Genomic DNA, 11,797 nt, shown 5'->3' with positions numbered 1-11,797 from the left:
GACGACAACTATGTCGCCTGACACACCGTCTTCGCGARCAGGCTCGCTCCCACATTTTTGATTGCGTCTAGTGGATCAAGCGCCGAAACCACCGTCGATGGTCAGGCTGGCACCCGTGATGTAGCCGGCTTCGGGTCCCACGAGGTAGGCAACGAAGCTGGCGATTTCTTCGGCTGTGCCGTAACGACCCACCGCCATCAACGGGATCAGGCTTTCAGCGAAGTCACCGTGGGCCGGGTTCATGTCGGTGTCGACCGGGCCGGGCTGCACGTTGTTGATAGTGATGCCGCGTGGGCCGAGGTCGCGGGCCAGGCCTTTGGTCAGGCCGACCAGCGCCGCTTTGCTCATGGCGTAAGGGCCACCACCGGCGAAGGGCATGCGGTCGGCGTTAGTGCTGCCGATGTTGATGATGCGACCGCCTTCGGTCATGTGTGCGGCGGCGGCCTGGGTGGCGATGAAAACGCTGCGTACGTTGATGGCGAGGGTCTGGTCGAAGTCTTCAAGTTTGAAATCTTCCAGGGGGGCAACGGCCAGCACACCGGCGTTGTTGACCAGGATGTCCAGGCGACCGAAGGCTTTGACGGTAGCGCTCACGGCACTGCGAATGGCCTCGGCATCGGCGCTGTCCGCCTTGATAGCCAGGGCTTTGCCGCCGCTGGTGGCGATGCTGTTTTGCAATTCTTCGGCTTTGGTGGTGGAGCTGACGTAGGTGAAGGCAACCGTTGCGCCTTCAGCAGCCAGACGTTTGACGATGGCTGCGCCGATACCGCGGGATCCGCCCTGGATCAACGCCACTTTGCCGCTGAGGTTCTGAGTAGTCATGGTGATCTCCAAAGTCCCGAAGCGGATGCCTCGGTTGATGGAGCCTAGTATCGATTGAGGATTACACGCTGACTTCGTTGGTTAGTATTGGAACAGCGTCAGTCATCGTCGGATCACCGCTCAAGCAGGAATGGCGTTCCCAGACTCTCTGCGGCGATGACGGCCCACACCAGTGACCAACAGGGTGGGCGTGGGCGATTTTCGTCGAGCCGGAATTTGGATACTGCGATCGGATCAGGCATGGAAGCGGCTTCGCTTATGTAAGGTGCTCGAAAGGTTGAATAGTGATGAATTGGCTTTAATGGATCCATTGATCTGTATTAATCTACAAAAACCTTGACTTAAGCCGGGCTGGTCCGCTCAAATGGATCCATAAAAACAAGCCTGTCCCGGAGATTCTCATGTATCCGAAAAACACCTGGTATGTCGCCTGCACCCCCGACGAGATCGCTAGCAAGCCCCTTGGGCGGCAAATATGCGGTGAGAAAATCGTTTTCTATCGAGGCCATGAAGGGCGGGTTGCCGCTGTCGAGAATTTTTGCCCACATCGCGGTGCCCCCCTTTCGCTTGGGTATGTCGAGAACGGCAACCTGGTCTGTGGATACCACGGCCTGGTGATGGGCTGTGACGGCAAAACCGTCGAAATGCCAGGGCAGCGCGTACGGGGCTTTCCGTGTAACAAGACTTACGCGGTTGAAGAACGTTACGGTTTCATCTGGGTCTGGCCTGGGGAGCAGGACAAGGCTGACCCAGCCCTGATCCACCATCTGGAATGGGCGGTCAGCGATGAGTGGGCCTACGGCGGTGGGCTGTTCCACATCAATTGCGACTATCGACTGATGATCGATAACCTGATGGACCTCACCCACGAAACCTACGTGCACGCCTCCAGCATCGGCCAGAAAGAGATCGATGAAGCGCCGCCGGTCACGACCGTTCAGGGTGACGAAGTGGTCACCGCGCGGCACATGGAAAACATCATGGCGCCACCGTTCTGGCGCATGGCCCTGCGTGGCAACAACCTGGCCGACGACGTGCCGGTGGACCGCTGGCAGATTTGCCGCTTCAGCCCGCCCAGTCATGTCTTGATTGAGGTGGGCGTGGCCCACGCCGGCAAAGGTGGTTACAACGCTGAGCCGCAACACAAAGCCGCGAGCATTGTGGTCGACTTCATTACACCGGAAACCGAGACCTCGATCTGGTACTTCTGGGGTATGGCACGCAACTTCAATCCGCACGACGAAGCCCTGACCGACACCATCCGCGAGGGCCAGGGAAAGATTTTCAGCGAAGACCTCGACATGCTCGAACAGCAGCAGCAAAACCTGCTGGCCAATCCTGAGCGCAACTTGCTCAAGCTCAATATCGATGCCGGTGGTGTGCAGTCCAGGCGCGTGTTGGAACGCATCATCGCCCGTGAGCGAGCACCGGCTGTCGAGCTGATTGCTGCGGTGAAATAGCGAAAGGGAACGCCCTTGGGCAATACGCCAGTCCACTCCCATTGATCTTGTTCACGGCCACTGCGGTGGCCGGTCTTGAAGGTTCGCCATGATTGAAGTCGTCGTGACATCCCGCAACAACGAAGCGTTGGATATTTGCAGCTACGAGTTGACCTGTGCACAAGGCGGGGCATTGCCCAGCTTCAGTGCCGGCGCCCATATCGACGTGCACCTGCCCAGCGGACTGATCCGCCAGTACTCACTGTGCAATCACCCGCAAGAGCGCCATCGCTACCTGATCGGTGTGCTCAAGGACGCGGCCTCGCGCGGTGGTTCTCAGAGCATGCATGAGCAGATCAACAGTGGCGATCGGCTGTTCATCAGTGAACCGCGTAACCTCTTCCCTCTGGTGGGTGAGGCTCGGCGCAGCCTGTTGTTCGCGGGTGGCATCGGCATCACTCCGATTCTCTGTATGGCCGAGCAACTGGCCCACAGCGGTGCCGATTTCGAGCTGCATTACTGTGCTCGCTCAAGTGAGCGTGCGGCATTTGCCGAACGACTCAAAGGGGCATCCTTTTCTGATCGCGTGCACCTGCATTTCGATGAAGAAGCCGATTCGCGTATGGATGCCGCCAAGGTTCTGGCCAAACCTGGGCCGGACTTGCACCTGTATGTCTGTGGCCCTTCAGGGTTCATGCAGTTTGTGCTCGACAGCGCCAAGGCCCAAGGGTGGAGCGATGGGCAGTTGCACCGTGAATACTTCGCCGCAGCGCCTGTGGATACCCGTGGCGATGGGTCGTTCCAGGTCAAGCTTGGCAGTAGTGGGCAGGTGTTCGACATTCCAGTCGACAAGACGGTGGTCCAGGTGCTGGAAAGCTACGGTGTCGAGATTGCAATTTCCTGTGAACAGGGCGTCTGCGGAACCTGCCTGACCCGTGTGCTGGAAGGGGTGCCTGATCACCGTGACCTGTTCCTCACCGAAGAAGAGCAAGCTGCCAATGATCAGTTCACGCCCTGCTGTTCGAGGGCTAAATCAGCGCTATTGGTGCTGGATCTTTGAACGAGCCGATTATTCGCCGCGCGCGATCACTTTCATCCGTTCGCTATTGCTGATCGCGCCGAATACCTCGGCGTAACGCAAGGTCGCATTGGCGTGTTCACGCATAATGGCTTCAGCGCGTGCACCCTGGCGACTGACCAGCGCGTCGAAGACCGAGTGGTGTTGCATGTGAGCGAAGTTGAAGCGCCGGTATTCGCGTGCCATGTCTTCACGATCGATAGCGAGCGCTGACACTGAAGCGAAGGGGCGATGGTCGTTTCGTGCCAGGGCTTCGGCGATGGCCGGGTTGGCGCTGCTTTCGACGATCACCTGATGAAAGCGCATGTTGAGGTCATGGAAGGCCTCAAGGTCTTCTTCTGTCACGTAGCCTTTGTCGAATAATGCATCGCCTTGCACCAGACATTCGTGCAACGCCGCCTGCGCTTGCTCGCTCAATCCGCGTTCGGCGCTCTGCCGCGCGGCCAGCCCCTCCAGTACCCCACGCACCTCCACGGCTCCGGCGATATCGTCGGCACTCACCGAGCGCACCTGATAGCCCCTTCCGCCATGGCGCACCAGCAAACCTTCCTGTTCCAGGGTAAGGAAGGCCATGCGCACCGGCATGCGCGAGACGCCGAAGCGTTCCGCCGTCGGAATCTCCATCAGCCGCTCGCCAGCCGCCAGCTCTCCCGAGGCGATCATTTTGCGCAGTGCGACCAGCACCATTTGACCCGGTTTGCTCATGCAGGCGACTTCCAAAAAGTGGTTCGCCATAGTAACGCAAGGAAGGTGGGTATGCAGGGGCGACTAGCGCCCCTGGCGGGAGGATCAGAGAGACAGTGGGTAGCTGACGATCACGCGGGTCTGATCGAAATCACTGTTGAAGCTGCGACGGTTGGTGGCGTTGTTGACCCGCACGCTAAGGTTTTTCATCGGGCCACTTTGCAGGGTGTAGCTGACCTCGGTGTCACGTTCCCATTCCTTGCCATTGCTACCCGCCTTGGTGGTGGCGTTCTCGCCGTGACCATAGCGGGTCATCAGCAGCAAACCGGGAATGCCGGCGGCGACGAAGTTGTAATCATAGCGAGCCTGCCAGGAGCGCTCATCGGCGTTACTGAAGTTGCCGTTGAACATGTCGTTGCCCAAGGTGCGCCCACTACTGCCATACACGGACATCCAGCTGGTATCGCCGCTGACCTTTTGCAGTCCCAGATACAACGTATGGCCACCCAGGTTGGCCGAGAACAGCCCGTAGCCGGTATTGCTTTGCACGTTACCAATACGTGCGCTGCCGTCATCGTTATCGATGAAGTAGCCCAAATTCGCGCCGAGAGTCCAGTCACCAAACTTCTGTTTATGTAGCAGGTTCAGGAAGCTTTGCTGATAGATGTCTTCGAGTTGCGAATGCCAGGCGCCGATCAAGGTTTGTTGTTCGTTGAAACGGTATTCGGCGCCCGCATAGTTGAAACTGTCCGAAGTAACGGTGGGGGCCGCCCAGGCCGAGAGGTCTTGCATGTTTGAGGAATTACGCAGGCTCGTGGCGGTGTATTGGCCACCCTGCAGGCTCAGGCCGGGTAGCTCTCGGGACACCAGCATGGTGCCTTGGAAGGTCTGTGGCAGTAGGCGTCCGTCATCGTAGCGCAGCAGCGGAACATCGGGCATGAGCTCGCCCAGAAATAGCTCAGTGTCAGAAAAGCGCATTTTTGCGGCCACCCCTGCACGCCCGTAGCTGTCGGCGGAGTGACCATCTGCATGCACCGGCAGCAGGTCGGAACCGCTGGTCTGACGGCTGCTGTCGAGCTTGATACCCAGCATCGCTATACCGTCAAGGCCAAAGCTTAGAACGCCAGGGGTGTAACCGGAATTGAACTTGAGGATAGCGCCCTGGGCCCATTCTTCTACCTTGCTCTTGCTGGCGCCGGGATCGTTGTAGTCACGATTGAAATAGTAATTTCGCAGCAACAGACTGGTCTTGGAATTCTCGAAAAAGCCGCTGCTCTCGGCATGCGCTGAAGGTAATAAGGCAAGCGCTATTGCACCGCCGAGCAGGGCCCGGGGGAGAGGAAGGTAAGTCATTATTGTTGTATTCCTGGGGGTAGTAATCAGTAGCGAGGCAAGGCCTCGCTACCTCTTTGCATTGCGTCAGGCGTGGCTGAGCTCGGCAGCAGGTTGCGCCTGAGTGTTGAGCTTGAGTAGCAGCAACACGGCGGCGGCAATAACGAAAACCACGGCAAACACCCCGTACAGGTGCAGTGGCTGCCAACCGCTGTCCAGCAACAGGCCGGCGACGGTCGGCGAAAGGATCGCGCCGATGCGTCCGATACCAATGCCCCAACCGACCCCTGTTGTTCGTACTGATGCGTCGTAGACAATCGGCGATAGCGCGTACAAGCCAGCCACGCAACCGTTGGCAAAGAGCCCGATCAACAGGCCCAGGCCGAGTGCCATGGATACTGATGAAGCGGAACCGACGAACAGTACCAGCAGGCCCGCAGTAATCAGCATGAACAGCGACAGCACCCGGGTCAGCCGCCAGCGCGACGCCATGCCACCAATCAGCGCCGCGCCGAAGATACCGCCGACGCTCAGCAGCACGCCGCCGCTGATACCTTGCTGTGCCGATAGCCCTGCTGAGACCAGCAGTTTCGGTGTCCAGCTCATCACGAAGTAGAAGCCGAACATCACCAGGAAGAACAGCAGCCAGATCAGCAGGGTGGTGCGCCGTGAATCAGGCGAGAGCAACTGCGCCAGGCGCCCACGGCCTGAAATCGGTGCGGAAATGGCGACGGGCAGTTCGCGCAGTGCTGGCTGGCCGAGGCGGGCGGCCAGTCGATTGATGCGTGCCAAGGCATTCTCGGGACGGCGGGCGATCAGAAAGTCCAGCGATTCAGGCAGGTACATCAGCACCAGTGGAATCACCGCCAGGGTCACGGCGCCACCGAACAAGAAGACCGAGCGCCAGCCAAAGTGCGTCAGCAGCCACACCGACAACAGGCCGCCCAAGGTGGCTCCCAGGGCATAACCGGTGGATTGCAGGCTCACCGCCAGCCCGCGCCAGCGTTTGTTGGCATATTCACTGGCAATCACGTTACTGCTGGCCAGGATTCCGCCGATACCCAAGCCGGTCAACCCACGCAGCAACGCCAGCTGCACCGGCGTCTGGCTCAGTGCCGACAACAGCATGCCGGCCCCGGAGAGCAGCAGGCAAAACAGAATCAATGGCCGACGACCATAGCGATCCGCCCACGGCGCAATAAACAAAGAGCCTGCTGCCATGCCAAACAGTCCGGCACTCAATAGCAGCCCGATCTGCGCGCCGTTCAAACCCCATTCGGCGGATACCGAGGAGGCCGTGAAGGCCATCACCAGCACGTCGAAGCCATCGATCATGTTCAAAACAATACAGATGCCCACGGCCAACCATTGGAACCGCGCCATGGGACGCTCATCTACCACGCTCTTCAGATCGACGCTCATGGCTGCCCCTCGAAATGAGGCTGAGTAAAGGACAAGCGAGGCAGGCACACGTAGGTGGGTACAAGCCGAAGCTTGATCCCGATTGAGAAGTCATTCATCACGACACCCTTGTTATTTTTATGAGCGGGGCAGGCGCAGTACCTGACACCGTGCAGTGCCAGTCAATCAATATATGGATCCATTGGAAAGTGTATTTTTACGATTGTTATGGGTTGTTTTTTTTGCATATCAATAAAAACGTTTAAAAACAATAATATAGGTATTTTTAAAAAGTGTTCGATAATCGGGCTTAGATCGTTTTTGTTCAATAAAGGATCCATTGTTGGTGGCAGTGATTCCCGGCGCCGCTGGAGGTTAAACGAATTAACCGATCAGACACTCTCGTATCGGGCGCTTGACATACGCTGGACTCGATCATATAAAGAACGCGTTCATAAATGATCAACAACAACAATGGATGCGATCATATGCGCCGTATCGACTTGCACTGCTACCCCAATACCCAACGCTGGATCGACTGCCAAGGTCCATACGTCAAGGCCTTAGCGGAATACTGGCACCGAGACTGGAAGGCCAAGACCGAGGAAGAAGTGGTTCGCGAGTTTCAAAGCGCCGGCATCGAGGCGGTGCTGGTGGCATTGGATCTACGTGCAACCATCAATACTGTGCCCTGCGACAATGACTATGTGGCTGGTATGCGAGATCGCCACGACTGCATCATTCAGGCCTGGGGTGCTGTGGAGCCGGCTATGGGGCAGGTTGCGATTGATGAAGCCAAGCATGCGATCCGCGACCTGAATATGCTTGGATTTCACTTCCATCCCATCATGCAGCACTTCAGTGTTGATGATCAGCGCTATTACCCGCTCTGGGAGGAAATCAACGCCCTGAAAGTGCCGGTGATGATTGACGTCGGCATGACAGGTATGGGCGCCGGCCTACCCGGTGGCTTTGGGGCCAAGACCCGGCATGCGCACCCATCGTCTATCGATACCCTGGCGGCTGACTTCCCGGACTTGACCATCATCATGGCGCACCCAGGTTACCCATGGATCGACGAAACCACCGTCTGTGCACTGCACAAGGGCAATGTGTTCTGGGAAATGTCCGGTTGGGCGCCAAAATACCTGCCCGAGGCGCTAAAACGTGATATTCGCGGGCGGCTCAAGCACAAGGTCATGTTTGGTAGCGACTACCCCAGCATTCCCCATGAGCGGCTGTTCAAGGAATGGAACGAGCTGGGCTACTCCGATGAAGTGCTGGAGCTGTTCTTCCACAAAAACGCCGAACGCGTGCTGGGCCTCTGACATGGGCAGCGAGCAGCACAATGTGCTGACCGAACGGCGCGGGCACGTGCTCTATATCCGCCTTAACAGGCCCCAGGTTCGCAACGCGCTGGACCCGCTTACCTACCATCAATTGAGCCTGGCATGCGACGAGCTGGAGGCTGACCCCGAACTGTGGCTCGGGGTACTGACCGGGGAGGGTGACCAAGCCTTCAGTGCCGGTCGCGACCTTAAGCAACTGGCTGAAATGGCAGTTGCCGATGAGGCGCAAAAACAGGCTGAAGCTGCTTTATGGCTGCGCACCACACGCTTGACCGACCGCTTTAATTTCGCCAAGCCGCTGATCGCACGGCTCAACGGTTCGGCCCATGGCGGCGGACTGGAACTGGCCCTGGCGTGCGACATCATCGTTGCCGCCGAACATGCCCAACTCAGCCTGCCCGAGCCCAGGCGTGGGCTGATTGCCACGGCGGGCGGTGTACATCGTCTGCCGCGCCAGATAGGTCTCAAGGCGGCAATGGGGTATCTGCTGACTGGGCGGGCAATGACCGCGCAACGAGGCTACGAGCTGGGCCTGATCAACGAAGTGGTTCCCGCGCACCTGCTCGATGAGGCCGTCGAGCAGTGGGTGGCGGACATTCTGGCTTGTGCGCCACTGGCGGTTCGCGCAACCAAGGCCTGTGCCATGCAAGGCCTTGGCCTGCCGCTGGCCGACGCCGTGGCCCGGCGCTACGACGCGGAAGAGCAGCGCAAGTCCAGCGAAGACAGCCTTGAAGGTCCGCGTGCCTTTACCGAAAAACGTCGACCGCAATGGCGAGGATGCTGAAGCACTACACCCGGTTTCCACCCGATACGGTACGCTCAGACGGCGGTACCGCTACCTGAATAAAAATAATCACAGGTGACAGGAAATGAAGACGTCGCGCATGTTTTACGGCTGGTGGGTCGTGATCGCATCGATCATGGGGATGATCATCAGCCAAGGCCCCGTTCTGGTATTTACCTTCGGCATTTTCATGAAACCCTTGGGCGCCGAGTTCGGCTGGAGCCGCTCTCAAGTGTCGCTGGGCTTGACCATTGCTATCCTCACGGCCGCGTTGTGCACTCCCTGGATTGGTCGGCTTATTGATCGCAAGGGCGCGCGCCAGGTGGCAATTCCGGCCTTGCTGTTGTTCGGCGTAGGGATCATGTCGCTAGGCCTCTTGCCTGCCAATCTAGTACTTTTCTATCTGGCGTTTAGCGTGATTGGCCTGTTATCCACCGGCGGCACACCCACGCCTTATGCCATGGCAGTGAGTTGCTGGTTCATCCGCCGCCGTGGCCTGGCCCTTGGCTTGAGCATGGCGGGTATAGGCATCGGTGCTGCGTTACTGCCCATGCTGGCGCAGCATGCCGTGGCCGCATTGGGCTGGCGCTTGGCGTATGCGGTGATGGGCTTGGTGATTGTACTCGGCGCCGGTGGCGTGGCCTGCAAACTTCAGAACAAGCCTGCTGATCTGGGGCTTTTCCCAGACAACCAGCCCACCGCGGATGGCCTGCCTCATTCACCGGACAAGGTTGGCTTGAGTGTGGGGCAGGCGCTGCGCAGCCGCACGTTCTGGCTGATCGGTGCCGCGTTTTTCCTGGCGGCTCTGGCGATCAACGGCTGCTCGGTGCACTTCGTGCCATTACTCACCGATCGCGGTATACCGGCCGGCGAAGCCGCTCGCATCGCCTCGATCATTGGCATCGCGCTGATCGTCGGCCGCGTGGGCGCGGGGTACTTGCTCGATTATCTTTTCGCACCTTTTGTTACCGTGTTTTTCTTCATCGGCCCGGTGATCGGCATCCTCTTGCTCTACAGCGGCGCCACCGGCAGCACGGCAATGTTTTGCGCTGCCTTGATTGGCCTGGGTGTCGGCGCGGAGGTGGACCTGATTGCCTACCTGATCGCTCGTTATTTCGGTTTGCGCGCCTTTGGTGAAATCTACGGTTACCTATTCGGACTGTTCTGTTTGGGCACCGCCTTTGGGCCGCTGTTGATGGGCGTTGGCCAGACGCTATATGGCAGTTACGACGCCGTCCTGCTGTTGTTCGCCTGCTGCATGGTGGTGGCCTGTGTACTGATGCTCTGTGTGGGTCGTTATCCGAATCTCCAAGCGGAGCAGAAGGCCCCCGAGGTCAGCTCGCCTGCAAACCATGCATTATCAGGCTCAAGCGCTTCATCAGTTCATTGAGACCATCTTCCGGATCTTGCGAGTCGTCCGCTAACCACATGCGAATCTCCGCTGCCAATAGATAGAACATGGTCTTGGCGATCATGCTGTCGTCTTCCTGGCAGCGCACTTCCCCCTGGGCTCGAGCATGGCCGAGCAGGGTCGAGATCGAATCGATGGTACGCGCTCGGGTCGCCTGGAAGCGCTCGCTCTGCATCCCCGTTGTATAGAAGGTGATCTCTCGGGTCAGGTCCCGTGAGATCACCTTGTCTTGCCCGTAAAACACGAAGAAATGCCGCAGTGCATTGCGCAGATTCTCCAGCAGCGGCCGATCGGCGAGGCAGTCGGCAAAAGCCCGTGTGGTCAGTTCATCAAGATCGTCGTTGAACACCAGAAACAGTAGGTCGCGCTTGTCGGTGGCGTAAAGAAAAAGCGTCGACAGACCTACGTCTGCTTCTTGGGCGATTTGCCGCGTTGTGGTCGGCTCAAAGCCGTTCTCGGTGAAGAGTTTTTTCGACGCTGCACGGATTCGCAGGAATTTGTCGAGCTTGTTTCGTTCGCGCAAACCCAGCGGGGCATTCGATTTTACGTTCATGTCAGACCTTTGATTTTTCTGATTTTGTCGGGGTTTGAGAGGCCTCATCTTAAGTGATGGTCCGGGCCTTGACAAATAATATGATCATGTCTAAAAATGAACATGTTCTTTTAAAAACAATAACGAGGTTGAACATGTCCCAATCCAAAAAAGTCGCTCTGGTCACAGGTTCCGCATCCGGCATTGGCGCCACCGTGGCCGTGGCACTGGCCAAGGCCGGCTATGACGTGATCGTCAACTACAGCCGCAGCGAAGCCTCGGCCAGATCCACGGTTCAAGCCTGCGAGGCAGCTGGGGCGCGGACGATGTTGCTGCAGTGCGACGTGTCGAATGAGGACAGTGTCAAAGCCATGGTCGCCGCCATCCGTGAGCAGTACAGCCACTTGGACGTCGTCTGCAGCAACGCCGGCGTGTCCATCGATACGCCACCGAAAAAGTTCGACGAGATAGAAGTGGAAGATTGGGATCGGGTATTTGCAGTGAACGTGCGCGGCCTGTTCCTGATCGCCAAGCACACCAAGGCCCTGTTGTTCGAGGCACCCCGGCCGTGCATGGTCAACACCGCCTCGATTGTGGGCATGCGCCCCGGTGCCCAGCCGCTGCCGTATTCGGCGTCCAAGGCGGCCGTCATCAGCATGACTCAGACCTTGGCCAACGCACTGGGCCCCAAGGTACGCGTCAATGCAATCGCCCCGGGCTGGATGGAAGGGGAGTGGATGGAATGGATGCTGGGCGACAACTACGACAAGTTGATGACCCGTCGCGCGCGCGCCACGCCCTTGCAGCGCTGTGTGACCATGCCTGACGTAGCTGAAGTGGTGCTGACCCTGATCGAGCACATGCACTTTGTCACCGGCGAAACCATTGTCATCGATGGCGGCTTCGCCAAGACCACCTGATCTGATCCTTTCGGGCCAGAGTTGCGCTCTGGCCCTGCGTGCTCC

The 11,797-nt window shown here is 58.4% G+C and carries 11 protein-coding genes; 6 read left to right on the top strand and 5 right to left on the bottom strand.

Translation table 11 applies throughout. The features are described from left to right. Positions 1-75 precede the first annotated feature (75 nt). Positions 76-822 carry a 3-oxoacyl-ACP reductase family protein gene (locus AC1DSG_RS20895; RefSeq protein ID WP_477792583.1) on the bottom strand — a complete coding sequence of 249 codons (747 nt, stop codon included), beginning with the start codon at positions 820-822 and terminating at the stop codon, positions 76-78. 401 nt (positions 823-1,223) lie between these two features. Between AC1DSG_RS20895 and AC1DSG_RS20890 the strand changes: the two genes are divergently transcribed. Next, positions 1,224-2,282 (top strand): Rieske 2Fe-2S domain-containing protein, encoded by a 1,059-nt coding sequence (locus AC1DSG_RS20890; protein WP_477792582.1) that lies wholly within the window; start codon positions 1,224-1,226, stop codon positions 2,280-2,282. A gap of 88 nt (positions 2,283-2,370) precedes the next feature. Further along, positions 2,371-3,321, top strand: a complete 951-nt coding sequence (locus tag AC1DSG_RS20885; RefSeq protein ID WP_477792581.1) for a PDR/VanB family oxidoreductase — start codon at positions 2,371-2,373, stop codon at positions 3,319-3,321. A gap of 9 nt (positions 3,322-3,330) precedes the next feature. On the opposite strand, the gene AC1DSG_RS20880 is transcribed toward AC1DSG_RS20885, so the two are convergent. From AC1DSG_RS20880 to AC1DSG_RS20870, 3 genes are all read right to left on the bottom strand, one after another. Further along, the gene (locus tag AC1DSG_RS20880) at positions 3,331-4,044 is read right to left on the bottom strand and encodes a GntR family transcriptional regulator (RefSeq protein WP_477792580.1); all 714 of its coding nucleotides are present in this window, start codon (positions 4,042-4,044) and stop codon (positions 3,331-3,333) included. An 84-nt stretch (positions 4,045-4,128) separates the two neighbouring features. Then, the gene (locus AC1DSG_RS20875; protein WP_477792579.1) at positions 4,129-5,376 is read right to left on the bottom strand and encodes an OprD family porin; all 1,248 of its coding nucleotides are present in this window, start codon (positions 5,374-5,376) and stop codon (positions 4,129-4,131) included. Between the two features lie 66 nt (positions 5,377-5,442). Further along, positions 5,443-6,777 carry an MFS transporter gene (locus AC1DSG_RS20870; protein WP_477792578.1) on the bottom strand — a complete coding sequence of 445 codons (1,335 nt, stop codon included), beginning with the start codon at positions 6,775-6,777 and terminating at the stop codon, positions 5,443-5,445. Between the two features lie 467 nt (positions 6,778-7,244). Here AC1DSG_RS20870 and AC1DSG_RS20865 point away from each other — a divergent pair, with 467 nt between their 5' ends. From AC1DSG_RS20865 to AC1DSG_RS20855, 3 genes are all read left to right on the top strand, one after another. Then, the gene (locus tag AC1DSG_RS20865) at positions 7,245-8,084 is read left to right on the top strand and encodes an amidohydrolase family protein (protein ID WP_236218368.1); all 840 of its coding nucleotides are present in this window, start codon (positions 7,245-7,247) and stop codon (positions 8,082-8,084) included. Position 8,085: 1 nt separating this feature from the next. After that, positions 8,086-8,889 carry an enoyl-CoA hydratase-related protein gene (locus AC1DSG_RS20860; protein ID WP_477792577.1) on the top strand — a complete coding sequence of 268 codons (804 nt, stop codon included), beginning with the start codon at positions 8,086-8,088 and terminating at the stop codon, positions 8,887-8,889. An 85-nt stretch (positions 8,890-8,974) separates the two neighbouring features. Then, positions 8,975-10,279 (top strand): MFS transporter, encoded by a 1,305-nt coding sequence (locus AC1DSG_RS20855; protein WP_477792576.1) that lies wholly within the window; start codon positions 8,975-8,977, stop codon positions 10,277-10,279. On the opposite strand, the gene AC1DSG_RS20850 is transcribed toward AC1DSG_RS20855, so the two are convergent. Further along, positions 10,224-10,901 (bottom strand): TetR/AcrR family transcriptional regulator, encoded by a 678-nt coding sequence (locus AC1DSG_RS20850; protein ID WP_477792575.1) that lies wholly within the window; start codon positions 10,899-10,901, stop codon positions 10,224-10,226. The two genes, AC1DSG_RS20855 and AC1DSG_RS20850, sit on opposite strands and share 56 nt — an antisense overlap. An 86-nt stretch (positions 10,902-10,987) precedes the next feature. On the opposite strand from AC1DSG_RS20850, the gene AC1DSG_RS20845 reads away from it, so the two are divergent. Next, positions 10,988-11,752 carry an SDR family NAD(P)-dependent oxidoreductase gene (locus AC1DSG_RS20845; protein WP_477792574.1) on the top strand — a complete coding sequence of 255 codons (765 nt, stop codon included), beginning with the start codon at positions 10,988-10,990 and terminating at the stop codon, positions 11,750-11,752. Positions 11,753-11,797: the final 45 nt, after the last annotated feature.

The sequence above is a fragment of the Pseudomonas sp. P5_A12 genome (assembly GCF_056400685.1).
This window is presented reverse-complemented; position numbering and strand designations above follow the sequence as displayed.